This window comes from Pseudodesulfovibrio aespoeensis Aspo-2 (assembly GCF_000176915.2).
In the GTDB taxonomy this organism is placed as follows: Bacteria; Desulfobacterota; Desulfovibrionia; order Desulfovibrionales; family Desulfovibrionaceae; genus Pseudodesulfovibrio; species Pseudodesulfovibrio aespoeensis.
In genome coordinates, this window is sequence record NC_014844.1 from 2,659,847 (window position 1) to 2,685,339 (window position 25,493).

At 64.0% G+C, this 25,493-nt stretch carries 23 protein-coding genes; 7 read left to right on the forward strand and 16 right to left on the reverse strand.

Going from position 1 to position 25,493, the window contains the following annotated elements; genetic code table 11:
- Window positions 1-149: 149 nt before the first annotated feature.
- From DAES_RS12430 to DAES_RS12460, 8 genes are all read right to left on the reverse strand, one after another.
- Complete coding sequence (locus DAES_RS12430; RefSeq protein WP_013515379.1) at window positions 150-761, reverse strand: tetratricopeptide repeat protein; 612 nt, start codon at window positions 759-761, stop codon at window positions 150-152.
- Window positions 748-900 carry a CcmD family protein gene (locus DAES_RS17380; protein WP_013515380.1) on the reverse strand — a complete coding sequence of 51 codons (153 nt, stop codon included), beginning with the start codon at window positions 898-900 and terminating at the stop codon, window positions 748-750. The genes DAES_RS12430 and DAES_RS17380 overlap by 14 nt, the downstream gene beginning before the upstream one ends.
- Before the next feature lie 53 nt (window positions 901-953).
- The gene (gene ccsA, locus DAES_RS12435; RefSeq protein ID WP_013515381.1) at window positions 954-1,619 is read right to left on the reverse strand and encodes a cytochrome c biogenesis protein CcsA; all 666 of its coding nucleotides are present in this window, start codon (window positions 1,617-1,619) and stop codon (window positions 954-956) included.
- A 46-nt stretch (window positions 1,620-1,665) separates the two neighbouring features.
- Complete coding sequence (locus tag DAES_RS12440) at window positions 1,666-2,343, reverse strand: heme exporter protein CcmB (protein WP_013515382.1); 678 nt, start codon at window positions 2,341-2,343, stop codon at window positions 1,666-1,668.
- Window positions 2,337-3,008, reverse strand: a complete 672-nt coding sequence (locus DAES_RS12445; protein ID WP_013515383.1) for an ABC transporter ATP-binding protein — start codon at window positions 3,006-3,008, stop codon at window positions 2,337-2,339. Before DAES_RS12445 ends, DAES_RS12440 begins: the two co-directional genes overlap by 7 nt.
- Window positions 3,008-4,903 (reverse strand): heme lyase CcmF/NrfE family subunit, encoded by a 1,896-nt coding sequence (locus DAES_RS12450; protein ID WP_013515384.1) that lies wholly within the window; start codon window positions 4,901-4,903, stop codon window positions 3,008-3,010. The genes DAES_RS12445 and DAES_RS12450 overlap by 1 nt, the downstream gene beginning before the upstream one ends.
- A 377-nt stretch (window positions 4,904-5,280) precedes the next feature.
- Window positions 5,281-5,712 carry a cytochrome c maturation protein CcmE gene (locus DAES_RS12455; RefSeq protein ID WP_013515385.1) on the reverse strand — a complete coding sequence of 144 codons (432 nt, stop codon included), beginning with the start codon at window positions 5,710-5,712 and terminating at the stop codon, window positions 5,281-5,283.
- Between the two features lie 25 nt (window positions 5,713-5,737).
- On the reverse strand, window positions 5,738-6,787 hold the full coding sequence (locus DAES_RS12460) for a hemolysin family protein (protein WP_013515386.1): 1,050 nt from the start codon (window positions 6,785-6,787) through the stop codon (window positions 5,738-5,740).
- Between the two features lie 163 nt (window positions 6,788-6,950).
- On the opposite strand from DAES_RS12460, the gene DAES_RS12465 reads away from it, so the two are divergent.
- Complete coding sequence (locus DAES_RS12465) at window positions 6,951-7,988, forward strand: glycosyltransferase family 9 protein (RefSeq protein WP_013515387.1); 1,038 nt, start codon at window positions 6,951-6,953, stop codon at window positions 7,986-7,988.
- A 63-nt stretch (window positions 7,989-8,051) separates the two neighbouring features.
- Here the strand turns inward: DAES_RS12465 and nadD are convergent, their stop codons facing one another.
- Window positions 8,052-8,708, reverse strand: a complete 657-nt coding sequence (nadD, locus tag DAES_RS12470; protein WP_013515388.1) for a nicotinate (nicotinamide) nucleotide adenylyltransferase — start codon at window positions 8,706-8,708, stop codon at window positions 8,052-8,054.
- Between the two features lie 186 nt (window positions 8,709-8,894).
- Between nadD and DAES_RS12475 the strand changes: the two genes are divergently transcribed.
- The 4 genes from DAES_RS12475 (at window position 8,895) to DAES_RS12490 (ending at window position 12,363) form a co-directional block, all read left to right on the forward strand.
- A complete protein-coding gene (locus tag DAES_RS12475) occupies window positions 8,895-9,560 on the forward strand; it encodes a site-2 protease family protein (protein ID WP_013515389.1) in 666 nt (221 codons plus the stop codon).
- A gap of 22 nt (window positions 9,561-9,582) precedes the next feature.
- Window positions 9,583-10,566 (forward strand): tryptophan--tRNA ligase, encoded by a 984-nt coding sequence (trpS, locus tag DAES_RS12480; protein ID WP_013515390.1) that lies wholly within the window; start codon window positions 9,583-9,585, stop codon window positions 10,564-10,566.
- Window positions 10,567-10,642: 76 nt separating this feature from the next.
- Window positions 10,643-11,071: an FKBP-type peptidyl-prolyl cis-trans isomerase gene (locus DAES_RS12485; RefSeq protein WP_013515391.1), complete on the forward strand. Its 429-nt coding sequence runs from the start codon at window positions 10,643-10,645 to the stop codon at window positions 11,069-11,071.
- A gap of 116 nt (window positions 11,072-11,187) precedes the next feature.
- Window positions 11,188-12,363, forward strand: coding sequence for a pyridoxal phosphate-dependent aminotransferase (locus DAES_RS12490; protein ID WP_013515392.1), 1,176 nt, complete (start codon window positions 11,188-11,190; stop codon window positions 12,361-12,363).
- 74 nt (window positions 12,364-12,437) lie between these two features.
- On the opposite strand, the gene DAES_RS12495 is transcribed toward DAES_RS12490, so the two are convergent.
- The 4 genes from DAES_RS12495 to DAES_RS12510 form a co-directional block, all read right to left on the reverse strand.
- Window positions 12,438-13,232, reverse strand: coding sequence for an MlaA family lipoprotein (locus tag DAES_RS12495; RefSeq protein ID WP_013515393.1), 795 nt, complete (start codon window positions 13,230-13,232; stop codon window positions 12,438-12,440).
- Window positions 13,233-13,234: 2 nt separating this feature from the next.
- Entirely contained in the window at window positions 13,235-14,503 is a 1,269-nt protein-coding gene (locus tag DAES_RS12500) for an alpha/beta fold hydrolase family protein (protein WP_013515394.1), read from the reverse strand.
- Window positions 14,504-14,653: 150 nt separating this feature from the next.
- The gene (gene msrB / locus DAES_RS12505) at window positions 14,654-15,772 is read right to left on the reverse strand and encodes a peptide-methionine (R)-S-oxide reductase MsrB (RefSeq protein WP_013515395.1); all 1,119 of its coding nucleotides are present in this window, start codon (window positions 15,770-15,772) and stop codon (window positions 14,654-14,656) included.
- Between the two features lie 181 nt (window positions 15,773-15,953).
- On the reverse strand, window positions 15,954-16,571 hold the full coding sequence (locus DAES_RS12510; protein WP_013515396.1) for a hypothetical protein: 618 nt from the start codon (window positions 16,569-16,571) through the stop codon (window positions 15,954-15,956).
- Between the two features lie 152 nt (window positions 16,572-16,723).
- Here DAES_RS12510 and DAES_RS12515 point away from each other — a divergent pair, with 152 nt between their 5' ends.
- Window positions 16,724-17,017 carry a late competence development ComFB family protein gene (locus tag DAES_RS12515; RefSeq protein ID WP_013515397.1) on the forward strand — a complete coding sequence of 98 codons (294 nt, stop codon included), beginning with the start codon at window positions 16,724-16,726 and terminating at the stop codon, window positions 17,015-17,017.
- A 374-nt stretch (window positions 17,018-17,391) separates the two neighbouring features.
- Here DAES_RS12515 and DAES_RS12520 read toward each other — a convergent pair whose 3' ends face one another.
- From DAES_RS12520 to DAES_RS12530, 3 genes are all read right to left on the reverse strand, one after another.
- Window positions 17,392-20,547, reverse strand: coding sequence for an efflux RND transporter permease subunit (locus DAES_RS12520; protein WP_013515398.1), 3,156 nt, complete (start codon window positions 20,545-20,547; stop codon window positions 17,392-17,394).
- Between the two features lie 12 nt (window positions 20,548-20,559).
- Complete coding sequence (locus DAES_RS12525; RefSeq protein ID WP_013515399.1) at window positions 20,560-21,618, reverse strand: efflux RND transporter periplasmic adaptor subunit; 1,059 nt, start codon at window positions 21,616-21,618, stop codon at window positions 20,560-20,562.
- Between the two features lie 193 nt (window positions 21,619-21,811).
- Window positions 21,812-22,228, reverse strand: coding sequence for a MarR family winged helix-turn-helix transcriptional regulator (locus tag DAES_RS12530; protein WP_236608501.1), 417 nt, complete (start codon window positions 22,226-22,228; stop codon window positions 21,812-21,814).
- 148 nt (window positions 22,229-22,376) lie between these two features.
- Here DAES_RS12530 and DAES_RS12535 point away from each other — a divergent pair, with 148 nt between their 5' ends.
- Complete coding sequence (locus DAES_RS12535) at window positions 22,377-25,478, forward strand: UvrD-helicase domain-containing protein (protein ID WP_041271436.1); 3,102 nt, start codon at window positions 22,377-22,379, stop codon at window positions 25,476-25,478.
- The last annotated feature ends 15 nt before the right edge of the window (window positions 25,479-25,493 follow it).

The window sequence follows — 25,493 nt, forward strand, 5'->3', positions numbered from 1 at the left end:
CGTAACAACATTTTCAGCCAATGCAAGCGATCCCCCCGGATGACCGGCAGGGCTCTCGGCTGAATGTGACATTGTAGTTATTTCCCGAATCCTGTCAATAGGATAACGCTCCACTGGACGACTGACAACAGCCCGGTTTTCATGAATTTTTATTTTTCGAGTTCCTGTTTCGCCAGCCTGATCATCTCGGCATCATCGTGTTCCAGCTCCAGCACCTTTTCGAAGTATCTTCTGGCTTCGTCCGGTTTCTCAAAATAATGTTTAAAAATGACCCCCAGATTGAACAAGGCTAGCGTGTCGTCCGGTTTGACGGCCAGTATCTCGTCATAGGCCGCGGACGCCTTGACATAATCCTCCTGGCTGAACCGGGCGATACCAATGCCCTTGAGCACGTCCACATTGCCGGGGCTGAGTTGGTTGGCCCGCTCAAGCGGCTCCAGGGCGCGGTCCCAGGCGCGCATCATGAGAAACGAGTTGCCAAGGCCGATCAGGGCGTCCACATCGTCGGGATTGGCTTCGACCTGGGCCATGTACTCCTTGATCCGGGCCATGTTGCCGCCCATCTGCTCCATGCCGGGCGGCATGGTTCCCTCGCCGCTCCCGTCGTTCCCGGAGTTCATGGAAGCGGGCTGGCGGGCCATGACCACCAGATTCGGGTTGTTCAACCGGTAGGCAAAACTGGTGATGAACATGGCGGCCACGCCGACGAAAATCAGGGAAACGACCGCATTGCGGCCAAAGTCATGGTTAGCTGCGGTCATTGTCGCCACCTCCGAGCAGCTCCAGCTGGTGCATGCGTTTCTCCAGTTCGCCTGCCCGCAGGGACAGGAAGACAAGGTATCCGGTCACGCCGAGCCAGACCGCGCAGTTTGCCAGGAAGAGATATGTTGTTGCGGACATTGCGTCTCCTTTATCTATGTTTTTCAGTGTCAGCGCGGGGGAAGCGCCAAGGCCTAGGCCTCGTCGTCCCAGACGAGCATGGCCTCGAGCCGGGCCAGCAGGGACAATTGCCTGATCCGGGTCAGGAGCAGCCCCCCCCAAAGGAAGCCGAAAGCAATGAGCCCGGCAAAGACCGTGTGCCACATGCGCGGGGCCATGCCCGAACTCTCACGGGCCACCCCGTCGGGATGGGCGCTGCCCCAGAGCTTGGCCGCAAAGAAGACCAGCGGCACATCCAGAAAGGCCACTATACCGAGCACGGCGCAGACCAGCGCCTTGCGCTCGCGGCCCATGGGCGTGGACCTGAGCACCAGATACCCCGCGTAGACATACCACATGATCAGCGCGGTGGTCAGCTTGGGATCCCATATCCACCAATGGCCCCACTCGGCCCTGGCCCAGGTCGAACCCGTGACCAGGCTCAAGGTGGCGAACAGCACGCCCAGCTCGGCGGCGGCCCCGGCCACGCGGTCATACGCGGGGTCGCGTCTGAAGAGATAGAGCAGCGACGACGCGAAGACCACGAAGAAACTCGCCAGCGCCCACCAGGAACACGGCAGATGCATGTAGAATATCTTCTGCACCGGCCCGGACTGCGCCACAGGCGCGTAGAACCAGATCATGGACTGGTGCGCGAGCAGGGCCGCGACGGCCAGTGCGGCCAGGACTCTCACTTTCATTGGCAACTCCGATGGATCACGGACCAGGAACATTCTCGTGGCATGGCTACTCCTCCCCGCTGTAGACAAAGGGGAAGAGAAACAGCCCGGCCCCGGCAAACAGCGCGTCAAAGGCGAGGATCAGGCCGAGCCAGCTTCCGGGCTCACCCACAGGGTCTGGCGAAAAGCACATGGCGAACAGGGTGATGCCCGACAAAAGTACGGGCAGCAACAGCGGAAAGACGATGACCGAGAGCAGCGACTCCCTGGCCGCCTGCCCCTGCGAGAGCGCGCCGAGCAGCGCGCCGATGATGACCAGCCCGATGTCCGCGCCCACCAGAGTCACGCCCAGGAGCCACCACGGACCGTGGATGGCCTGACCCAGAAAGGCCACTGTGGCCGGGAGAAACACCAGTTGCGACACCAGCAGCAGACACAGCCCGGCCACGCCCTTGCCGATCCAGACGGCGTGGACCGGGGCGGGCGACGACAGGATGCCCACCCGCGCGCCGTTGGCCTCCTCGATGGCAAAAAGGTCGTTGAAGACCAGCACCAGCCCGAAGGCCGAGGCCAGCCAGAAGATGGCCCCGGCGGCCTGGGCTGAAATGACCCCGCCGACCGGCTTGGACAGGCTGAAGAGAAAGATGAGCAGCAGCCCGAGGAGCACGGCCTGCACCAGCCCCTGCCCGCCGGACACGGAGAGCTTCAGGTCCTTGGCGGCCATGGCTGCGGATCGTTTCAGCATGCCTCGGCCTCCATGGCGTAGTCGGCGGCGGGTCCGCAGTACTCGACCCTGCGCCCGCCCAGGGCGAGGACCGTGTCGGCCAGGGCCGTGTCCTCGCGTACATGGTGGCTGATCCAGACCACGCCCGTGCCCCGGTCGCGCAGCCCGGCGATCTCGCGCCGCAGCAGGGCCAGGGAGCGCGGGTCAAGCCCGGTGCCCGGCTCGTCCAGAAAGAGCAGCGACGGCTCCACCAGATAGACCCGGGCCAGATTGAGCCGCTGGGCCATGCCGCGCGAGAATGACCCGGCCTTTTCCTCTGCCGCCCGCTCCAGGCCCACCCGGGCCAGCAGGGCCAGCAGCGCGTCGCGCGACGGATTCAGGCCGTACATGGTCCCCCAGAAGCCAAGATTGGCCAGGGCGGTCATGCCGGGATAGATGAAGGTGGCGTGGCCGAGATAGGCCATGCGCTCCGGCTGAACGTGCAGGACCACCTCGCCCGCCGACGGCCTGGAAAGCCCGGCCATCATGCGCATGAGAGTGGATTTGCCCGCGCCGTTGGGCCCGGCCACCAGCATGATCTCGCCGGCGCGGACCTCGCAGGAAACCTCCTTGAAGACGAGCTTGCTGCCAAAGAACTTGGCCGCCCGCTTCACGGTCAGGAGCGTTTCGCCACCAGCCGGGACCATTACAGGGCCGCCCCCGGACGCCCTGCCCGCCTGAGCACCAGCAGGGGCATGAGGCACAGGATGGTGCCGCCGATCCAGATCCAGTTGACCAGCGGGTTGACGCTGATCTTGAAGCTCGCCTTGTGGTCCTCTGTGAAGCCGAGCAGCGTGGCGTACACCTCGTCGCCCAGGCTGAAGATGGTGGCCACCTCGGCGAACTGCTGCCGCTCGAAGTTGGTGTAGATGCGCTTGTCGGGCCGCATCTGTCCCAGCACTACCCCGTCTTTGGAGACCTCAAGCGTTGTCGTGGCCCGCGCCTTGAGCTCCGGGGTGGCATCCTCGAACACGCTCAGATACTTGACCTCGTACCCGTCGATGACCGCAGTCTCGCCCTCGGCCAGGACGATCTCGCTCTCCACCTTGTAGGGGCCGGAAAAGGCGATGCCCAGGGCCATGAGCACAAGGCCCAGGTGGATGCCGTAGGCTCCCCACGACTGACGCGAGGCCCGCATGGCCGGATTCAGGACAAAGAGGGTGACGATGCTGACCATGGCTGCCACGGATGCGGCGGCGGTAAAGGCCGCCAGCGGCTTGGTCACGCCCATGGCAAAGAATCCGGCCAGGGAGGCGACCAGGGCCACGGTCACCACGATGAACCCCTTGGTGTCGCGCAGGCCGCCCTTCCACCCCAGCCAGGGGCAGTAGCAGAACAGCAGCACCAGCACGGCCATGAAGGGCAGGCAGACGCGGTTGTAGAAGTTGGCGTCAAGCCCCATGGGCTGCTCGGTCCACAACCGGCTGACGACCGGCCACATGGTGCCCAGCATCACGACCATGCCCAGGGCCAGCAGAAACCAGGCCGTGATGACCAGCAGCCCCTGGCGGCTCAGGAAGTCCGACAGGGAGCGGTGGGTGTGCCGCTCGCTGACAAAGACCACCAGGATCGTCAGCGCGAACCAGAAGACCATGGACCAGAACAGGGGGACGGACACGCCCGACTCGCCAAAGGTGTGCAGGGATTCGATGACGCCCGAACGGGTCAGGTAGGTGGAGAAGATGCACAGCAGGAAGGTCAGCGACATCAGGAAGACGTTGGTCCGCTGCAGGGCGTTGCGCCGGGCCTCGATGATGGCCGTGTGCAGGACCGCGGTACCCGCGAACCAGGGGATGAGCGAGGCGTTCTCGACCGGATCCCAGGCCCAGTAGCCGCCCCAGCCGAGCTCCATGTACGACCACCAGCCGCCCAACACGATGCCAGCGGTCAGGAAGACCCAGGACAGGATGTTCCAGTTGCGACAGACCGAAACCCAGGATTTCTCCTCGCCCGCGATGCTGGCGGCCAGGGCGCAGGCGGCCGGGATGGTGTACCCGGCAAAGCCGAGGAACAGGAGCGGCGGATGGAATATCATGCCCGGGTTGCGCAGCAGCGGGTTGAGGCCGCGGCCATCGCCGGGCGCGGGAATGATCTCGATGAAGGGGTTGCTCCACCCGGTCAGCAGGAGCAGGAAGAACCCCTGCACGGTCAGGAAAAACATCCAGAAGAAGAGCCGCGTCCTCGGCGCCAGGGTCTTGTAGCCGGGCGTGTAGACAAAAACGACGCCCGACAGGGCGATAAGCAGTTCCCAGAAGAGCAGCGATCCCTCGCGGCCACCCCAGAAGGCGGTCAGGGTGTAGACAAAGGAGAGGGCGTTGTCCACGGTGTCGTAGACGTAGCTGAAGGAGTAGTCGCGGGTGACCAGGGCCACGAGCAGCAGCAGGGAGGAAAAAACCACACCCCCCGCGGCCAGGAGCTGGCCGCGCTCGATCAGGACCAGGGCCTCATCCTTCCTGTTCCAGGCGGCGAAACCGGCCCAGGCGGCGAGAAAGAGGAACGCCAGAAGGGAAAACAGCAGGGCCACGTAACCGGTCAGATGCATAAAGGCTCCTTGGCAGACGCATTGAAACGAAACGGCTCGCCCGGCGTCACCCGCGCGGGGTGTGCGCCTCTCTCGACCGTACCGTATTCACTAGTCTGCATACTCGACTTTTCACCGGGATGGTATGAATTTATTGGCAAAGGAAAGCTCCTGCCGCGAGTCGGGGCACGCGCCCCGGACCAGTGTTTCGTGGCGATAGGCCGCATCGACGGGCGTTGCAAGCATGTGAATAAAATTTCACAAAAAGGACAGAACGGCGACAAAAAAGGACGGAAACCGTCCGCCCATGGGCAGGACTCCCCCGCCCTTGCCCTGAAAAAACCCTGGCGCGCGATCCGCCGCGCGCACTCCTCCGGCCAGATGGACCAGGGAATGGATCACCCCTTGCGCTGCTCCATCTCCCGGCTCTCCTCCTCGTACTTGGACGGGCACTTGGTCACCAGCGTCCTGGCCTTGAAGACCGTGGAGTCCGGGTCGAGACCGCCCTCGACAATGACCTCCACGTCCTCCTTGAAGGTGTCGGGCAACGCGCCCCGATACTCCACGCGCAGGGTCTTGGTCGGATCAATCTTGTCGATGAGATCAAAAGATGCGCCGAGGTTGTCCGCGTCGAGCACCAGGCCGTCGGGCGAAACCTTGCCGAACAGGCGCGCCTGCCGGACCTCGCCGCTCTCCATGGCCAACGCCTCGGACACGTTGAGAAAGTACACGCTGTCCTGGGTCAGCCCGGAGACTATGAGATAGCTCAGCCCGCCCAGAAAGAGCGCCAGGGCCACCACATACACGCCCTTGTTCGTCTTTTTCGCCATCATTATCTCCTGGCGCGTCAGGCGCCTATGTATCCTTGGTCTCGTCGCCGCCCCCGGTCAGCTCACTTCGCTGGGTGCGCGCGAATTCCCGCATATCCACCACCCGGTCGGTCTCGTCAACTATTTCACTGCCGAGAATTTCCTCCAGCACGTCCTCCAGGGTCACCACGCCAGCCACCCCGCCGTATTCGTCGAGCACCACGCAAAGGTGGTTGCGGCTGCCCAGGAACTTCACCAGGAGCTTGTCCAGCGTGATGCTCTCAAGCACGAACCGCACCGGGCGCATCAGGTCAGAAAGCCGCATGTCGTCATGGTCGTCGGCCAGGGCCTCAAGCACCTGCCGGCGGTAGACCACGCCCACGATGTCCTCTGGGTTGTCGGCCCAGACCGGGATGCGGCTGTGCGGCCACTCCGGGTGCTGTTGCCGCGCCTGGGCCACGGTCAGCTCCGCCGGGAGCGAGAAGACCACGGTGCGCGGCGTCATGATTTCCTCCACCGTCTTCAAGTCCAGCAGCAGGATGTTGCGGATGGACTGCTCCTCATACGGCTTGATGGAACCGGACCGCCGGGTCAGCGAGACAATGGCCCGGATGTCGTCCTCGGTATGATCCGGCCCCTCCTTCTTGCGGCTCACGAACTTGGAGAGCAGCCGCATGACGGTGATGACCGGCCTGAACACCCAGACCATTGCCGTCAGCGGCCTGGCCAGGGGCGGAGCGATGCGGTCGCTGTACATGATGCCAAGGGTCTTGGGCAGTATCTCCGTAAAAACGAGAATAATTACTGTGAAGCCCAAAGTAAAGAGCCAAAGCGTCTCCTTGCCGTAGACATTGGCCCAGGCCCAGCCCGCCACAGCCGCGCCCGCCGTATGGGCGCATGTGTTCAGCGTCAGGATGGCCGTGATGGGCTCGTCCACCTTGGTCCGCAGCTTGTGCAATATCTTGGCCGACTTGCTGCCCGATGTCATGAGCTTTTCGATATCCGACCAGCTCATGGAATAGAGCGCGGCCTCGGCCACGGAACAAAACATGGAGACGAATACGGCCACGCCGACCGCGAGCACGAGTTCGATCATATGATGTCGTCACTTCCTGTCCAGTCCGGATCAGGCCGGAGTCTGGAGCGTGAAATATACCAGATCGATATCAACGGCGCAACAGACATCCGCCTTGACTTCCATGTGGCCTTGGCTGCCATGCGGCCTTGACTTCCATCCAGATTGAAGCGAACTGGAGGGCATGAGCCAACCCAGCAACGCCAGACCAAGAATCGTGTTCCGCCTGAGCCACCTCGGCGACGTGGCCCTGACCACCGGCGTCCTGACCCACTGGCACGCGACTCACGGCGAAACCTTCATTTTCATCACCCGCTCAGCCAGTGCGCCGCTGCTCGACCACCACCCGGCGGTGACGCGCGTCATCGGTCTGGACGATGCGGCCCTCAAGGAGCACTGGCCTGCCACGGCCCGCGCTCTGGCCGGAGAATTCGCCGGGCATGAACTCATCGACCTGCACGGCACCCTGCGCTCGCGCGTCCTCTCGCTGCTCTGGCGCGGCCCGGTGCGCCGCTCCCCAAAATTCGGGCTGGCCCGCCGCCTCTTCAGCCTCACCCGCTCGGCTTCGCTACGCCACACCCTCGAAGCCACCACCGTGCCCCAGCGCTACGCCATGGCCCGCGACCCGGAGCCGCCCGAGGCCGCGCTCCTTATCCCGCGCATCCACCTGACCGAGGCCGAACAAACCGGGGCCGCCGCCCGCCTGAAAGGCTTCAACACCCGCAAGCCGCGCATCGCCCTGCACCCCTACGCCACCCACCCGGCCAAGCAATGGCCGCGACAAAACTGGCTGGGGCTGACCGCGCTCCTGGCCGGGTCAGGTCTGGACTGGTTCGTGGTCGGGCGCGACCCGGCCCCGCTGCTGCCCGGCAACAAGCGCGACTTCACCAACGCCACGGATCTGCGCGAGACCTGCGCCCTGATGGAACAGGCGGACCTGCTGGTCACAGGAGATTCCGGCCCCATGCATCTGGCCAGCGGCGTGGGCACGCCCGTGGCCGCCCTGTTCGGCCCCACCACCCGCGCCTGGGGCTTCTACCCCGCCGGGCCGCTGGACCGCGTCATCGAAGCTGACCTCGACTGCCGCCCCTGCTCCCTGCACGGCGGCAAGGCCTGCGCCAAAACCCACCAATGCCTCGTCGCCACCGAACCCGAAGCGGTCATGACCGTGATCCGCGACATGCTCGCACGCATCCGGCCCGACAGGACCAACCCGGCCTGATCCCGACTCCGCCCCGTCAGCGGAAAAATCCGAATATCCAGTGACCCTCTGCAACTCGCCCGGTCAGACGCGTTTGCCCCAGTACTGCTCCACCATGTCGGCCCGCTCTTCGAGCAGGGTTTCCACGCCCGGCGGCACCAGATAGCGCAGCGAGCGGCTCTCCAGCCAGCGGCGGCGGATGTGCCCGCCCTTGATGTCGAGGCGGGGGATGTCCAGCACGCGGAGGGTGTGGCCGCCGGAAAAGGTCCAGGCGTCATCCCCCTCGCGCACTGCGTCGGGCCACTGGTCGGCGATGAACCCGGCCACCTTGTCGGCAGCCTCCCAGCGGTTGACCACGGCCAGGGAGGCCATGCCCGGAATCTCCGGCCCGCGCCGCCATTTGGCCAGATCGAGAAAGGTGGACGCGCCCACGATGAAAGTAATTTCAGATTCGGGCTGCTCCACGCGGTAGCAGTTGAGGGTGTCGCAGGTGAAGGACGGGCCTGGGCGCTCGCCCTCCAGCGGATTGGAGCCCAGGCCGGGCACGCCCTCGATGGCCGCGGCGATAAGCTCCATGCGCAGGTCAAAGGGCAGGATGTCCGCCCCGTCCTTGTGGGGCGGCTGCTTGGCCGGGACCAGCTCCACCCGGCTCAGCCCAAGCCGCTCCAGAACTTCAATGGCCGCGCGCACATGGCCCACATGCACAGGGTTGAAGCTGCCGCCGAGAATGCCGATCTTCATGGAGTCTCCTTGGGTGGTTTCCCAAGTAAAATATAGCGGAATGAGGGGAGAGGCAAGGGAAGGAGTGAAGAGGGAGGGAGAACCGAAGGTTCGACCGGCTCCCTTCCGCCCTTTCCTTCTCCGCCGCCCGGCCCCCTCCCATGAAACACCTTGCCCCATGCGGCCCTTACGTGGTAGCCGCTTCCAATGTTCGATCTCTTCTCCCCAGAACGGTTGCAGCAATACGCCATCCTTGCGCCCGGACTGCTCATTGCCCTGGTCTGCCACGAGGTGGCCCACGGGTATGTGGCCTATCTGCTGGGCGATCCCACGGCCAAATCCCAGGGGCGGCTGACCCTCAACCCGCTCAAGCACCTCGACCCGCTGGGCACCCTGGCCTTCTTTGTCGTCCATTTCGGCTGGGCCAAGCCGGTGCCGGTCAATGCGGGCTATTTCAAAAACCCGCGCCAGGGCATGCTGCTCACGGCCATTGCCGGGCCGCTCACCAATTTCATCCTGGCCGCGGCCTTTGCCACCATCATCCACATCCTGGTGAGCCTTGAATTCACCCCCGGCGGACTGTCCGAAAAGATCATCGTGCCCACCTACCTCATGGCCCAGGCGGGCGTGTTCGTGAACCTGATCCTCGGCATCTTCAACCTGCTGCCCATCCCGCCCCTGGACGGCAGCAACGTGGTGGCCTACTTTCTCCCGCCGCGCATGGCCAATACCTACATGTCCCTCAGCCGCTACGGATTCATCATCCTGATCGGCCTCATTCTTATGGGCAGGTTCTCCGGCTACAGCCTCGTCGGCCAAGTCATCCTCCCCATGGTCCACGCCGGGGTCCGAATCCTCGGCGTAACCATGTAACTCCAACCAACCACCCGACATCATGAGCGAAAGACAACGCATTCTCTCCGGCATGAGGCCCACCGGCCCCCTCCATCTCGGCCACTATTTCGGCGTCATCGCCAACTGGCTCAAGCTCCAGGAGGAGTACGACTGTTATTTCTTCGTGGCCGACTGGCACGCCCTGACCAGCGAATACGCCGACGCCAGACGGGTCAAGGGGTTCATCCCCGGACTGGTCAAGGACTGGATCGCCGCCGGGCTGGACCCGGACAAGTGCGTGATCTTCCAGCAGTCCATGATCAAGGAGCATGCCGAGCTGTACCTCTATCTTTCCATGTACACCCCGCTCGGCTGGCTGGAACGCTGCCCCACCTTCAAGGAAATGAACGCGGAGCTGAGCCAGAAGGACTTGAACACCCACGGATTCCTGGGCTATCCGGTGCTCATGGCCGCCGACATCCTGATGTACAAGCCGTGCGCCGTGCCCGTGGGCAGGGACCAACTGCCCCACCTGGAGCTGACGCGCGAGATCGCCCGCCGCTTCAACCACCTGACCGGCTCCGAGGCCCTGCCCGAACCCGCGGACCTGCTGACCGAGGAGGCCAAGCTGCCCGGCCTGGATGGCCGCAAGATGTCCAAGAGCTACGGCAACTCCATCATGCTCTCCGAACCCATCGAGGAGATCGCGCCCAAGGTGCGCGGCATGAAGACCGACGAACGCAGACAGCGCAAGTCCGACCCCGGCGACCCGGACGTGTGCAACCTCTACCCCTACCACAAGCTGCTGACCGACCCGGCCCGGCTGCCGGAGATTTGCGAGGGCTGCCGCAGCGCCACCTGGGGCTGTGTGGACTGCAAGAAGGTGCTCATGGAGTCCCTGGAGCGGTTCCTGACGCCCCTGCAGGAGCGGCGCGCCACCTGCACCGACGAGCGCGTGGCCGAGATACTGAGCGCTGGCAACGAGAAGGCGCGCGCCTTTGCGTCCAAAACCATGGATGAATTGCGCTCGATCCTGAACTACTAGCGCCGCCGTTTGCAATTCCCATGAATTTGGGTAGGCTTGGACTCTAGCCATCATACAAGCGACAAGGAGAGAGCGCATGACCGCCAAGAAAGGCAGCACCGTCAAGGTCCACTACACCGGCACCCTCAAAGAGGACGGCAGCCAGTTCGACTCCAGCCAGGGACGTGATCCCCTCCAGTTCACCCTGGGCCAGGGCATGGTCATCGCCGGATTCGAGAAGGCGGTCATCGGCAAGTCTGTCGGCGACACCGTGACCGTGGAAATCCCGCCCGAGGAAGGTTACGGCGAAGCCAACGACCAGCTGGTTTTCCAGGTGCGCCGCGAGCAGCTGCCGCCCCATGTGGAGCTTGAGGAAGGCGTCATGCTGGAAATCCGCACCGAGGACGGCAGCCCGGCCTATGTCCGGATCGCCAACTTCGACGACGCCCTGGTCACCCTCGACGGCAACCACCCGCTGGCCGGACAAACCCTGGTGTTTGAAATCGAGGTTGTTGAACTCACCTGATTTGTTGGCAATTGATTAAATCAACACCATCCCCGCCCTGCGCCCAACCGGCACGGGGCGGGGTTGTCCATTGAAGAGACGCCGGGGGCCGGAACGCCCGGCACAGGATGCAAGCGATGCACATATCCAAGCGCTGTTGCGGGATGACCCCGTTCCTGGTCATGGAAATTCTTGAGGCCGCCCAGGCCATGGAGCGGGCCGGGCGGTCGGTCATCCACCTGGAGGTGGGCGAGCCGGACTTTGACACGCCCGACTGCGTCAAGCGCGCCGCCTGCCGGGCGCTGGACAACGGCCACACCCACTACACCCACTCCCTGGGCCTGCTGGAGCTGCGCGAGGCCATCAGCGAGGACTACCGCAAGCGCTACGGCGTGACCGTGGACCCGGCCAACATCGCCATCACCCAGGGCACCAGCCCGGCCATGCTCGCAGTCTTCTCGGCCATCCTCGAAGCGGGCGACAAGGTGGTCACCTCAGACCCGTGCTATGCCTGCTACGACAACTTCATCACCTTTGCCGGGGCCGAGCCGGTCAAGGTTCCGGTCAGCGAGGACGACGCCTTCCAGTACCGCGTGTCGGCCATTCAGGCGGCTCTTGATGACAAGGTCCGGGCCATCCTGATCAACTCCCCGGCCAACCCCACAGGCTCCCTGCTCCCGGCGGAACGCATGCGCGCCATCGCCGAACTGGCCGAGGAGAAGAACCTGTGGATCGTCTCGGACGAGATCTACCACGGACTGGTCTACGAGGGGCAGGAGCACTCCATCCTCGAATACACGGACCGCGCCTTTGTCTTCAACGGGTTTTCCAAACTCTACGCCATGACCGGCTGGCGGCTGGGCTATGTCATTGCCCCGCCCGCCTTCATCCGCACCTTGCAGACCGTCTGCCAGAATTTCTTCATCTCGGCCAACGCCATGTCCCAGTGGGCCGGGCTGGCCGCGCTCAAGGAGGCCGGGCCGGACGTGGCCCGCATGGTGGCCACCTACGACAAACGGCGCATCTACATCCTTGACCGGCTCAAGGCTATGGGGTTCGTCATCAGGCACGATCCCACGGGCGCGTTCTACGTGCTCGTGAACATGCGCCGTCTGGCGGCAAAGTTCGACGGCTCGTCCCTCAAACTCGCCTATGACATCCTGGACAAGACCGGCGTGGGGGTGACGCCGGGCATCGACTTCGGCCAGAACGCCGAGGGATTCATCCGCTTCTCCTACGCCAATTCCCTGGCAAACATCGCCGAGGCAATGGACCGGCTGGAGCAATATCTCAAGGAACACCACGCGGGCTGATCGCCTTGACAAGGCCATGCGAAAAGGGCGTCCTTCCGTTGCCGGAGGACGCCCTTTTCGCGTGGAACCACGAATCAGCGCTGGATGTCCAGCTCTCGCTTCTTGGTGTAGACGTAGCGGACCATCTCGTACTCAAAGGGCGATCCGGTCTCGTGATAGCGGAAGGGGACACTGGCCCGGCGGTTGAGGGAGCGGATGACCAATTCGGCCACGGACACGTCCCAGGTGTTCTTGACCCCGGCCAGCCGGTAGATTTCCTTCATTTCAAGATACAGGAGCAGGAAATCGCCGCCGAACCCGACCGTGTCGCGCACATTGGACGGACCAAAGGCGGGCATGACGAAATACGGACCATTGCCCACGCCCCAGAAGCCCAGGGTCTGGCCCACGTCCTCTTCCTGCCGCTTGAGGTGCTCGGCCCCGGAGGCCACGTCCATGAGCCCGAGCACGCCAAAGGTGGAGTTGATGAAAAAGCGCGAGGTGGTGATGGCCCCCTTCTTCATTTTGCCTTGGAGCAGGCAGTTGAACAGGACCGGCAGTTCATTGAGATTGTTGATGACGTTGGAGACGCCCTTTCTGGCCGGGCCGGGGAGCACGGTCTTGTACACCTCCACCGCGGGCAGCAGCACATAGGCGTCGAGCCCGGCGTTGAAGTCGTAGATGTGCCGGTTCATCGGCTCCCAGGGATCGTAGACCTCCATGAAATCCAGGTCGTTGGCCTTGGGGTCGGGCCAGCGGTTGACCTCGGTGCGAAAATCCGTGGGCTCAAGGTTCAGGGACGGCTCCACCCGCTTGGTCGCGGTTGCGCCGCAGCCGCAAAGGAGCAGGGCCAGGGCCGAAACGGCCAGGAGGATCGCAAGGCGCCGCATGGTCACGGCTTCACCATCGCGACCATGGCCTCGACAAAGGGACCGTACATCATGTTGCCGCAGTGCCCGCCTGAAGGGTAGAGCGTGGCCCGCTGGCCGAAGACCGTCTTGATGAACGCCAGATCGTTGTCGTTGAGGATGACATCGTCGCTGTTGCCGATGAGCACGACCTTGTCGTTCTCCATGAGGTAGGAGCGGATGTCGTAGAGGCTGCACTGGCGCATCATGGTGTAGCGGTCCATGGTCGGATCAAGATGCTTCAGGTAAGGCAGCAGGAACTCGTCCATGTAGTTCTCGAAACTGATGTCAAAGGCGGCCTCGGCATAGGGCATGAGCGGCTTGCCGGTGGTCAGCGGGTAGTCGGCGGGCGGCACGAGATATCCGGCCCGAAGGCAGACATCCGAGGCAAAGATCATGGACGACGACGAGAGCCGGAAATCGACCCCAATCAGGGAGCGCAGGTCCACGCCGTCCATGTTCACGCGGGTGACCATTTCATAGAGAAAGTTGTCGTCAAGGTCGGTGACATCGGCGTCACGGTAGTAGTTCGAGAAGCGGTCGATGAGGCTCTCTATCTCCTCGCGTACCGTGACCTCACCGAGATTCTCGGCTGTCAGCCACGAGTCGAGCCGCTTGACCGAGTGGTACAGGCTGACCGGCGGGTTGATCATGAGCGCCTTGCGAAACCCGAACTCCCCGGCCACGGAATCCTTGTGGGCGAGAAAGGCGGCGTGCAGCGCGCCGAGGCTGTATCCGGTGACATAGTACCCGGACACCGCGCGCTCCTTCTCGACCGTTTCCTTGATCCAGCCCATCACCCGGTACAGATCGTCCACATCGTGGGGCACATAGCCCGGCGCGCCGAAGCGCGAGGCGCTGATGACGAAATTCATGTGGGTGGGCGACGACAGGGCGACCACGTGAAAGCCTGCTTCATGAAAGACCTGGGTCAGGAAGCCCATCTTGATCGAGTCGTGCTCCGCGCCGGTCCCGGCGATGATGAAGATGAGCGGGGCCTCGCCCTTTTGCAGGGCGGTGCTGTAGAGCATCTCGCCGCTGTAGGAGAACACCTCCGGGATGTTGCGGCCCTCGATGCGGATGGACCGCTGCTTGGGCTTCACCATCTGCTGCGTCCGGTATATCTGATCCGGGGGCGTGCCATAGACCGTGGCCTGATAGGGATCACTGTAGGGATAGCTGTAGTCCGCCGCAAACGCTGTCGCGAGCGGGCACAACACTATGGCGAGACACAAGAAGACCACTGGGCGCATGGGGTGGATTCCGGGTTGAATTTTCCTCTGGCGGCTCGGATGCAATGCTCATACCTACCCGCATTGCCCCGCCATGGCAACATCCGTGAGCAAAACGTCCAGGTGATATGCTGCTACGCCACCCTGGCCGGGCCGCCGCCCGCCTCCCTGCTATTTGAAAAGGTCCGCGTATTCCCCGTAGCCCTCGGCGGCCAGGGACTGGGCGGGCACAAAGCGCAAGGCTGCCGAATTGATGCAGTAGCGCAAGCCTCCGGGCTTTGGTCCGTCGTCAAAGACATGCCCCAGGTGGGAGTCGGCCAGCCTGCTGCGCACCTCGGTGCGCACGGCAAGCAGGCTGGCATCGCGCCGCGTCACCACGGCGTCTTCGGCCAGCGGCCTGGTGAAGCTCGGCCAGCCGGAGCCGGAGTCGAACTTGTCCGCAGACGAGAAAAGCGGCTCGCCGGAGACCGCATCCACATAGATGCCGTCGCGGTGATTGTCCCAGTATTCGTTGTCAAAGGGAGGCTCGGTCCCCTCCCGCCGGGTGACCTCGAATTGCAGCGGGGTCAGGCTGCGGCGCAGGGTCGCATCATCAGGCCGGACAAACCCCCGCCAGCCGTCAGATCCGGCCTTGACAGGCGCGTGGACATCCCTGCCCCAGGTGTCGCGCACAAACCGGTCCCTGCCTGACATGGTGCGGTACGCCTTGTAGCGCAGGGGGCATTGGCGCGAGTAATCCTGGTGGTACGCCTCGGCCTCGTAAAACGTGGTAAAGGGGAGAATGGGCGTAACCACCGGGCTGTCGAACCGGCCCGACTCCTCCAGCGCCCGCTTCGACGCCTCGGCCATCACCCGCTGTTCCTCGTCGTGCACGAATATGGCAGACTCGTATTGCGGCCCCCGGTCGCCAAAGGAGCCGTCCTCGTCCGTGGGGTCAAAACACTTCCAGTAATGATCCAGCACCTCGGCATAGCTCACCTTCTCCGGATCGAAAAAGACCTGCACCGCCTCCCGGTGTCCGGTCCTGCCAGTGGAGACCGCTTCATACGTCGCCTCGGCCCCGGTCCCGCCCGCATAGCCGGAGACCGCCCGGACCACGCCGGGCAACCGGGCCATGTCGGACTCCACGCACCAGAAGCAGCCGCCCGCCAGGGTGGCCACTTCGACTTTTTCCGCATTGCTCATGCTATTCTCCCTCGAAGCCTCGCCCCAGGCCGACAGCCCGGCCAGCGCCATGACCAACGACGCGGCCAGTGCCGCCGCACTCAGGATGATTCGTTTTCCGGCCATGGCTGGACTCGATTCTGCTAAAAGATACTATTCCCAACTTTGCAGAGATAGGCATGGCTGCGTTGGCTGTCAACGGGCCAGGGCCGCCGCTGGCCGCGCACGCGAAAGAGCCGGGCTGCCCGCAGGCGGTCCGGCTCTTGTGTTTCGATGGCTGGCTTGAAACCTGGCGGGCAGGCCGGAGCTACACCCGCAGGTCCAGGCTGGCGTAGGTTGCGCCTGTTTGGTTGTGTACCATGCCGCCGCCCATGAGCAGGGACGAGGCGGACGAATTGGACTCGAACCAGATGGACATGCTCTGGGCGCTCAGGCTCCGGCGCAGCTGGCTGGGCGTCAGCTTGCGCTCCGCCGTGCTGTTCAGCTTGCTCAGCTGCACGCCCTCCTCGAATTTTTCCGCCATTTCGGGATTGTCGAGAAAATACTTGTCGATGGCCGCCTTGTCCGGATGCCCCTTCTGGGCCGTGACAACGCCGGTGGACGAGTCCACACTGAGCTTGATGTCGATGGAGGTGTCCACGCCAAGCTTGGTCATGTCAGCCTCGAACTGCTCGGACCACTCCTTTTCCAGGTTCTCCTTGTAATCGGCCAGATCCTTGAAGGTCAGCTTGTTGCCGTTTGACTTCGGAATGTTCGCCAGCAGCGACTCGATCTGCTCCCGCACCTGGGACATGGACGAGGTCTGGCTGGTGGAGCTCGTCGAGGACTGCTGGATCTGAGCCTTCAGGGCCGCCTCGGCCTCCTGGCGGGCCTTGGCCGCCTGCTGCGCAGTGGACCCGTATGTTGTGTCAATGGCTGTCGTCATCCCACTCTCCTTCTTCCTGCGCTTGCACAGGGAAATTTTTGCATTCCCCTCCAGCACAGCACGAATCGTACCACCCAGCCAATTGCACAGACGCGGCCGTGTGTGCTATCGTCATGACAATCAATCCGCTGCGATCCAAAAGGGAGAGGACCATGGCTGATACCGAACTCACGGTCAGGGGAGTTGATCTGAACAAAATCCGCAACCGCAATGAAAAACGGGTTGCAAAATTCATGGTCGAAATTCTCGACCAGTATTACGAGGACTACCTCTTCGAGCAACTCGACCTGGAAGACATCTACGCCCTGACCCTCAACCTGTTGCCCGCCCGCTACGTCCAGCGCGGCTCCATCATCCTCTCCGACCGACTCTCCGACTTCGTCATCAAAAGCAAAATCCGCGAAGCCACCGAACGCGTCCTCGAAAACCCCACCCGATCGGATTAGGATTTCGCCTGCGGCGACCAGAGAGGGGCGGGAGAGGGGAAACCCCTTTTGAGAAAAAGTGGTTTCCCCTCTCCCGCCCCTCTCTGGACTCTCCCCACCCTCTCCCCTTCCCCCAAACTTTTTATGGGGGGGATATCTGAATGGAAAGGCGAGAGCGAAGAGGAGGAAGAAAGGTTCGACTGCGAGGCGCGAAAAGAGGCCTAAAGTGAATCGCGGACTACCCGACGAGACTCTCTACCTCCCGACCCGTGCCGCGACCCCGGCTGGGAAGTGAGAAAGGTTCGAGTGCCAGGCGCGGCAAGGGGATCAAGCTCGACGCGTAGATTACCTACGCGAGGGTTTGGGCTTCTTGTCGCAACGACGCAATCGGGCCTTTATCGCTTCCCAGGCTTTTCCATGGGGATGGCGAACATGAGGAGCGCGGGAATGACGAAGATGGTGAACACCGTGGACAGCGCAAGGCCGCCAAGCACGACCGAGCCGAGGCCGCGGTAGAGCTCCGAGCCGGGGCCGGGGGCCACGGCCAGGGGCAGCATGCCGAACAGCGAGGTGGTGGCCGACATGTAGATGGGCCGCAGCCGGGTGCGCGTGGCGTCGAGGATCGCCTCCTTGTAGTCCATGCCATGCTCGCGGACGTTGCCCAGCGACTGGTGGACGATGAGGATGGCATTGTTGACCACCACGCCGATGAGGATGACAAAACCGAGCATGGTCAGGATATCCAGCGGCTGGGCCGCGATGAACCAGTTCTCGAGCTTGAGTCCCAGAAACCCGCCCGCGCTCGCGAGCGGGATGGTGAACAGGATGATCAGCGGGTAGACAAAGTTGCCGAACAGGGCGGACATGAGCAGATAGGTGATGATGATGGCCAGCAGGAAGTTCCACTGCAAGGCCTCGCGGGTCACGGTCAGCTTGTCTGCCGCACCGGCAAGACGCACGGTCAGGCCGTCGAGCAGCCCCATCTCGCGCACCTTGGGGATCATGGAGTTCTCGATGATCTCCATGGCCTGTTGCAGGGGCATGTCGGTCGGCGGCGTCACCTGGAGCGAGACCGTGCGCTGGCGTTCCAGGTGCCTGATCTGGTTCATGGAATAGGTGCGCTCGACATTGACCAGGGAGCTGACCGGCACGGCCCAGCCGTTGGGCACCGCCACCAGGGCGTCGAGCAGATCCTCAGGAGTGGCAATGTCCGTGACCGACCCCTTGAGCACGAGGTCCACCTTCTTCTTCCCGTCCTCCTTGAAGTCGCCGATCTTGCGGCCATCGAGGATGACATCCACGGCCACGCCCAGGTCCTCGGTGGACATGCCCGCAGCCCGGACCCGGTCGCGCTCCGGCATCAGGCGGATTTCCGGATACAGCAGCTCAAGGGAAGGCACCGGGCGCACCTGCGCACCGGGAATCTCCTGCATGGTCATGCCGAACATGGTCCCGGCGGCGGCCACGAGGCGCTCCAGGCTCGGGCCGGAAAAATCCACGTCGATGACGCGGCCCTTGCCAAGCCCCTGCTCGAAGATGGACGCCTGGATGGACACGCCGTACATGCCCGGAATGGAATTGATAATGCGCGTAAACAGCGGCGTCAACTCGCCGCCCCGCTGCTCGTCCGTGGACACCGCGCCAAACAGGTTGATGGTGGGCGCGGACACGAAGAACATGTCCTGAATCCCAGGCATACCGTTGACATCGGTCATGAAATGCGGCTCGCTCTGCTCCCAGACATATTCGCCCATGCCCAGCCGCTCCTCATAGGAGAGGCCCGGCGGGGGGATAAGGATGGAGATGACCAGGTTGCGGTTGCCCTGGGGCAGGTACTCCATCTTGGGGAAGAACGACCAGGCGATGAATACCGAGGCGGCGGTCAGAGCCGCTACGGTGATGATGCGGTTGCGCGGCAGGGTGATGGCCTTGTCGAGCAGGTTGATGATCATGTCCGAGGCCCGACCACCCAGTTTCGTCAGCGGAATCAGCGCCCGCTTAATTCTCGAGAGCCTGGGCGCGGCAGCCTCGCCGCCCGGTCCCGCGGCCAGGGCCCGCCGCTCGGCCACGCCGTAAAGCTGGCGCGCCAGCATGGGGATGACCAGCACGGACACGAACAGAGACAGGGTGATGGCGCAGGTGACCGCGATGGCGATGTCCTTGAAGAGCTGCCCGGCCTCCTGCTCCATGAAGACCACGGGCAGGAACACGGCCACGGTGGTCAGGGTCGAGGCCACGACAGCCCCCCAGACCTCCCTGGTGCCATCGTAGGCCGCGGCCACGGCTCCCTTGCCCAGCCGCCGGTGCCGGTCGATGTTCTCCAGCACCACGATGGCGTTGTCCACGAGCATGCCCACCGCAAAGCTGATGCCCGCCATGGACACGACGTTGAGCGAGCGGCCCGCCGCCGAAAAGATGATGAACGAGCCGATGATGGAAATGGGGATGGACAGGGCCACGATGAGGGTGGACGAGAACGACTGCAAAAAGACGAACAGGACCACGATGGCCAGGACCGAGCCGATCATGATGTTCTGCTGGACCAGATCGATGGCGCCGTTGATGTAGGGCCGCTGATCGTAGACCCACTGGAGGGTGACGCCGTTGTCCTTGAGGATTTTCTCATTGAGGTCGTCCACCACCGTCTTGACCGAGTCGGTCATGGCAATGACGTTGGTGCCCGGCTCGGGCTTGACGCCGACAGCCATGCCCGGCACGCCGTTGTGGAGCATGGCCACGGAGTGCTTCTCGTTGCCGTGCCTGACCTTGGCCACGTCGCTCAGCATGACCCTGTGCTGGCCCGAAGAGGAGATGACGATGCGCTCGATGTCCTCCGGGGTCTTGAACTCGGCAGGGGTGCGGATGCGGTAGTCGCGCCGCCCCACGCCGAGGTTGCCCGCCGAGATGGAGACGTTCTCCTTCTGGAGGATGCCGGAGAGCTGGGGAATGGTCAGGTTGTAGGCGGCCAGCTGGACCGGATCGAGGATGATCTGCATCTCGTTGTCCCGCCCGCCGCCCACGAAGAGGTCGGCCACGCCGGGCACGCGCTCGATGTACTGGCGCACCTCGTCCTCGAAGAAGGTCCGGTAGGTCTGCACGTCGCGTTCATTGCCCGGCAGGGTGCGCATGACCATCCAGATGACCGGCGAGGTGGACGCGCCCGTGGCCGAGACCACCGGGCGGTCTGTGTTGTCCGGGTATTCCGGCACCTCGTCGAGCTTGTTGGAGACGCGCAGCAGCGCGGTGTCCACGTTGACGCCGATCTCGAAGGTCAGGGTCAGCTCGGCCTGCCCGTTGTAGCTTGAGCTTTCCATCTCGGTCAGGCCGGGGATGCCCTTGAGCACCTTTTCCTGCTCCTCGATGATGTCGCGCTCGATCTCGTAGGGCGTGGCGCCAGGCCAGGTGGTGGTGACGGTGATGACCGGCTCGGTCACGTCCGGCGACAACTGGTAGGGCAGCGTGCGCAGGGAGATATAGCCGAACATGACGATGAGAATGACGCCCACGAGGACGGCGACCGGCTTCTCGATGGCGGCTTTGACGATATCCACGGATGCCTCCGGCTAGTTCTGCGGGGTGGCGGCCACGGGCTGTCCCGGCATGAGCCGCTCGTTGCCCTTGATGACCACGTCCATGCCTTCCGCGAGCTTCGGGGACTTGACGCCAGCCATCAGCCCCTTGAAGCCCACCACGTAGACGGGAAAAGCCTCGGCCTTGCCGTCCACCACAGCCCAGACCACCTGTTCGCCACGCGCCGCAATGATGGCGTCGCGGGGGACCACCAGGGTGGCGCCGCCCAGCCCGCGCGGCAGGCTGACACGCGCCTCCATGCCCTCGGCCAGGGTGCTGTTGCCCGACACCCGGATCTTGACCGGAAAGGTGCGGGTGGCCACATCCCCCTTGGGAATGACGGCAAAGACCTCGCCGGTCATCTCGGTCCCTGCGGTGCGCACCTGGACCGAAAGGCCGGGTTTGACCACGCCGTAGGCCTCGCCGGGCGCGTTGACCACCACGTCGAAGTGGTCGTCGCGGGCCACCACCGCCACGGTGGAGCCCACGGACATCCATTCGCCTCGGGCCACGGGCACGTCGATGACAACGCCGTCAAAGGGGGCGCGGATGGTCTTCTTTTCCAGCTCTTCCAGCAGCTGGGCCATCTCGGCCTGCACGGCCTCGTACTTGTTCAAAAGCCCTTCCGCGGTCAGCCGCTTGGAGTCGAACTCGCCCTCGGCCACGGACTGGCTCTTGAACAGGGTGCGCACCCGCTCATGCTCCAGGCGCGCGAACTCGTACTCGGCGCGGGCCTGCTGGGCCAGGGCGCGGGCGCGGCGAATCTGCTTCTCCAGCAGGGTCGCGGAGAGCACCACCATGACATCGCCCTGTTTGACGCGCTGGCCGTCATCAACCTTGAGGTCCACCACCTTGCCCAGCACCTCGCTGGCCACATCGGATATCTCGGTGAAATACACGGTGCCGATGAACTCGGACTGGGGGACCATGTCGCCTGCGGTCACCTTGGCCGTGACCACGGGAGACGGGGGACGGCCCGTCTGGGCATGCGCCGGAACAACAAGAGTGGCCGTCAGGAACAGGGCCGTTGCGAGCATCAATATGAGACGCATAACACCATCACTTATTTGCTTGAATTTTTCCAAGGCTTGAAAATTGAAAGCCAGATCATCAAGACCAAGCCCCCCACCTGAACCGAACCCCAGACGAAATCGAGCCGCTGGCTGGCGAAATAGGCCGCGTTGTCCAGGGCCGCGATGCCAAGTTGACCGAAATCTCCATCATGGTGGTCTTTGCGACCAGGATTCACTCCGTCCCACGGAGCAGGCAGGCGTGATCGAACGACGGCTCGACGATCTTCCACAAGACCCGCATGCAGACTTCCAAATCCTCGGGCGAAATGTCGGCGCAACACCCCCGGCTGTTCTCAAGGGCCATTTGGATGGTCGCGTCCACCAGCCCGCGCCCCTGGTCGGTGATGAACAGGTGCTTGACCCTGCGGTCGCCGTCGCCGGACTCCCGGCGCACCAGCCCGCGCCGCTCCAATGCGGCCAGCAGACGGCTCACGCCGGTCTTCTCCTGCGAGAGCACCTCGCACAGCCTGCCCTGGCTCATCCCGTCGCACTTGTACAGGGGGAGCAGCGCACGCCACTGCTCCACGGTGATCCGGATGCCCTCTGCCGCGAACCGGGCCGCCAGACTGTTGGTAAGCAAACGGGACACCTTCCAGGTGAGAAACCCCAGGGAATCCTTCGGATTGAGTCGGTCAATGGTCATGGCGAAGGTTGTATATGCAACAAACACACAGGTCAACCGGTTTTTCGCAGGCATGCTGGTTGCAATAATGGGCGTATGCCTTTACTGTCCGGCCATGGAAAGATTCACCGCCGACCTCCACGTCCACTCCCGGTTTTCGCGGGCCACAAGCAAGAGCCTGACCATCAGGAATCTGGCCGCCTGGGGCCGTCTCAAGGGTATTTCCGTGCTCGGAACCGGCGACTTCACCCACCCCGAATGGCTGGCCGAGATCGAGGAGCAGCTCGTGGACGGCGGCCAGGGGCTCTTCGCCCTGCGGCATCCCGGCGGGCTCGAAGCCGAGATCCCGGAATTCGAAGGGCCGATACCGGGCCGCACCCGGTTCATGCTCCAGGCGGAGATCAGCTCCATCTACAAGCGCGGCGGCAAGGTGCGCAAGGTGCACAACCTCGTCTACATGCCCGACCTCGCCGCGGCCAAGCGGTTCAACGAGCGGCTGGCCCAGGTGGGCAACCTCGCCTCGGATGGCCGCCCCATCCTCGGCCTGGACTGCCGCAACCTGATGGACATGGTCCTCGAATGCCACCCCCAGGCCTTCCTGGTCCCGGCCCACATCTGGACCCCGTGGTTCTCCCTGTTCGGCTCCAAGTCCGGTTTCGACTCCATCCGCGAATGCTTCGGCGACTACGCGCCAGAGGTCTTTGCCATGGAGACCGGCCTCTCCTCGGACCCGGAGATGAACTGGACCTGGAGCGAGCTGGACCGCATCAAGCTCATCTCCAACTCCGACGCCCACTCGGGCGAGAAGCTGGGCCGCGAGGTCAACATGTTCCGGGGCGAGATGTCCTATGAGGGCATCTACCGCGCCCTGCGCGGCGAGGGGCTGGGCCACCGCTTCCTCGGCACGGTGGAGTTCTTCCCGGAAGAAGGCAAATATCACATGGACGGCCACCGCAAGTGCGGCGTGGTCATGGACCCGCACGAGACCATTGCGCGCGGGGCCATCTGCCCGGTCTGCGGCAAGCCCGTCACCGTGGGCGTCTACAACCGCATCCTTGAACTGGCGGACCGCCAGGAGCCTGTCAGGCCCCAGGGAGCGCCAGATTTCGTCTCGCTCATCCCGCTGCGCGAGGTGCTCTCCGAAGTGGTCGGCACCGGCTCCGGCTCCAAAAAGGTGACTGCCCTGTACATGCGCCTGATCCGCGAGTTCGGCAGCGAGCTGGACATCCTCCAGCGCGTGCCGCCCGAGGATCTGTCGCGCCACTCCTGCCACCTGGGCGAGGGCATCAAGCGCATGCGCGAGGGCAACGTCATCCGCAAGCCCGGCTTTGACGGCGAGTTCGGCGTCATCCAGGTGTTCAACGACAAGGAGCGCGCCCAGATCAGAAACGGGGCCACCCTGATCCCCATGGACGCCCCGAAAAAGGACACGACCGGCCCCGCCCCAGTCAGCGAGCCGGTCTGCCAGCCCCTGTCCATGCCCCAGGCCGCGCCCATCGCGCCCAACCCGGCCCAGCAGGCGGCCATCGACGCCGGTCCCGGACCGGTGCTGGTCCTGGCCGGACCCGGCACAGGCAAGACCCAGACCCTCATGGGCCGGGTGGCCCGACTCATCAAACAGGGCGAACCGGCCCGGCGCATCCTGGCCCTGACCTTCACCCGCCGCGCCGCCCAGGAGCTGCGCGACCGCCTCAAGACCCTGCGCGGGGAAAACGCCGAACTGCCCCAGGCCGGAACCCTGCATTCCCTGTGCTTCGACTACTGGAAGCACGCCTACAGCGAGACCCCCATCGTCCTGCCAGAGGCTGCGGCCAAGAAACTTTTCGCCGAGGTCAACCCGGAGTTCGCGGGCAAGAACCTCGACCACCACTGGACCCGGTACAACCTGGGCCGCGAGCGCCTCACGGACCTGCCCGCCGATCTGGCCGAGGCCCACATCAGCTACGGCAACCAGAAAAACCACTGGGATCTGGTGGACTACACCGACCTCCTGGAATTCATGCTGGAGCAGGCGGGCGCGCCCACCTTCCGCATGCCCTACACCCAGGTGCTGGTGGACGAGGTGCAGGATCTGACCCCGCTCCAGTTGGCCGTGATCCGGGGCATTGCCGGGCCGTCGGGCGAGGGCGTGTTCCTCATCGGCGATCCCAACCAGTCCATCTACGGGTTCCGGGGGGCCGCGGGCGACATCCAGGCCCGCCTGACAGAGCTGTGGCCCGCCATCCAGTCCGTCACCCTGACCGAGAACTACCGCTCGGCCCAGAACATCCTCGACTGCGCGGGCGCGCTCTTTCCGGAAGCGCCCAAGTTGCATTCCCATGTCCGGGCCGCCGCCTCCATCCACCTCTTCGAGGGGCCGGACGACATCCGCGAGGCCACCTGGATCAGCGACCGCATCAAGGGGCTGATCGGCACCACCAGCCACTCCCTGGCCGACGCCGGGGAACACGGCGAGCTCGCGCCCGGCGACATCGCGGTGCTGGTGCGTTTCAAGGCGCTCATCCCGATCATCCACAAGACCCTCAAGCGGGCGGGCATCCCCTGCTCCACGCCCGAACTCGAAGGGTTCTGGCAGGAGCCCCGCGTGGCCTCCATCCTGCACGCAGCCGAGCGGTTCCTGGGCATGGCCCTGGGCGGCGTCGAGGATGTCATCGACGTGCCAGACCACATCCTGGCCAAGGGACCGGTGGGGCTGGCTGCCTACTTGAGCGAGACCCCGCCCTTTGATCAGTTTTTCTGGGAGAGCCGACAGTTCAAGGAATTGAAGCACGAATTCGAGCTGCGCGGCGGCTGGCAGGGGCTGGTCAACTGGGTCAGCCTGCAATCCGAACTCGAGCTGGTCCGCCGCTCGGCGGAAAAGGTCCAGATCATGAGCCTGCACGCGGCCAAGGGGCTGGAGTTCGAGGCCGTGTTCATGCCCGCCTGCGAGGAGGGCATCCTGCCCTTTGCGGGCATGGACCTCCTGACCGCCAAGATCACGCTCACGCCGGGCCGGGGCCAGCGGTTCCCCGAGGAGCGCCGCCTGATGTACGTGGGCATGACCCGCGCCAAACAGAGCCTCTACCTCAGCCGGGCCGCCAGACGGCAGCTCTACGGCAAGACCCTCAGCCTGCCGCCCTCGCGCTACCTGCGCGAGATCCCGGAGGCCCTCCTGATACGCTCCACCCTGACCGCCCGCAAGGTGACCAGGGAGAAGCAGCTCGGTCTGCTCGACTAGCCGGGCCGGGACCGG

Bases quoted from the DNA above. Each gene is read 5' to 3' on its own strand.
- DAES_RS12430 (WP_013515379.1), bottom strand. From the start codon at position 761: ATGACCGCAGCTAACCATGACTTTGGCCGCAATGCGGTCGTTTCCCTG.
- DAES_RS17380 (WP_013515380.1), bottom strand. From the start codon at position 900: ATGTCCGCAACAACATATCTCTTCCTGGCAAACTGCGCGGTCTGGCTC.
- ccsA (WP_013515381.1), bottom strand. From the start codon at position 1,619: ATGAAAGTGAGAGTCCTGGCCGCACTGGCCGTCGCGGCCCTGCTCGCG.
- DAES_RS12440 (WP_013515382.1), bottom strand. From the start codon at position 2,343: ATGCTGAAACGATCCGCAGCCATGGCCGCCAAGGACCTGAAGCTCTCC.
- DAES_RS12445 (WP_013515383.1), bottom strand. From the start codon at position 3,008: ATGGTCCCGGCTGGTGGCGAAACGCTCCTGACCGTGAAGCGGGCGGCC.
- DAES_RS12450 (WP_013515384.1), bottom strand. From the start codon at position 4,903: ATGCATCTGACCGGTTACGTGGCCCTGCTGTTTTCCCTTCTGGCGTTC.
- DAES_RS12455 (WP_013515385.1), bottom strand. From the start codon at position 5,712: ATGGCGAAAAAGACGAACAAGGGCGTGTATGTGGTGGCCCTGGCGCTC.
- DAES_RS12460 (WP_013515386.1), bottom strand. From the start codon at position 6,787: ATGATCGAACTCGTGCTCGCGGTCGGCGTGGCCGTATTCGTCTCCATG.
- DAES_RS12465 (WP_013515387.1), top strand. From the start codon at position 6,951: ATGAGCCAACCCAGCAACGCCAGACCAAGAATCGTGTTCCGCCTGAGC.
- nadD (WP_013515388.1), bottom strand. From the start codon at position 8,708: ATGAAGATCGGCATTCTCGGCGGCAGCTTCAACCCTGTGCATGTGGGC.
- DAES_RS12475 (WP_013515389.1), top strand. From the start codon at position 8,895: ATGTTCGATCTCTTCTCCCCAGAACGGTTGCAGCAATACGCCATCCTT.
- trpS (WP_013515390.1), top strand. From the start codon at position 9,583: ATGAGCGAAAGACAACGCATTCTCTCCGGCATGAGGCCCACCGGCCCC.
- DAES_RS12485 (WP_013515391.1), top strand. From the start codon at position 10,643: ATGACCGCCAAGAAAGGCAGCACCGTCAAGGTCCACTACACCGGCACC.
- DAES_RS12490 (WP_013515392.1), top strand. From the start codon at position 11,188: ATGCACATATCCAAGCGCTGTTGCGGGATGACCCCGTTCCTGGTCATG.
- DAES_RS12495 (WP_013515393.1), bottom strand. From the start codon at position 13,232: ATGCGGCGCCTTGCGATCCTCCTGGCCGTTTCGGCCCTGGCCCTGCTC.
- DAES_RS12500 (WP_013515394.1), bottom strand. From the start codon at position 14,503: ATGCGCCCAGTGGTCTTCTTGTGTCTCGCCATAGTGTTGTGCCCGCTC.
- msrB (WP_013515395.1), bottom strand. From the start codon at position 15,772: ATGGCCGGAAAACGAATCATCCTGAGTGCGGCGGCACTGGCCGCGTCG.
- DAES_RS12510 (WP_013515396.1), bottom strand. From the start codon at position 16,571: ATGACGACAGCCATTGACACAACATACGGGTCCACTGCGCAGCAGGCG.
- DAES_RS12515 (WP_013515397.1), top strand. From the start codon at position 16,724: ATGGCTGATACCGAACTCACGGTCAGGGGAGTTGATCTGAACAAAATC.
- DAES_RS12525 (WP_013515399.1), bottom strand. From the start codon at position 21,618: ATGCGTCTCATATTGATGCTCGCAACGGCCCTGTTCCTGACGGCCACT.
- DAES_RS12535 (WP_041271436.1), top strand. From the start codon at position 22,377: ATGGAAAGATTCACCGCCGACCTCCACGTCCACTCCCGGTTTTCGCGG.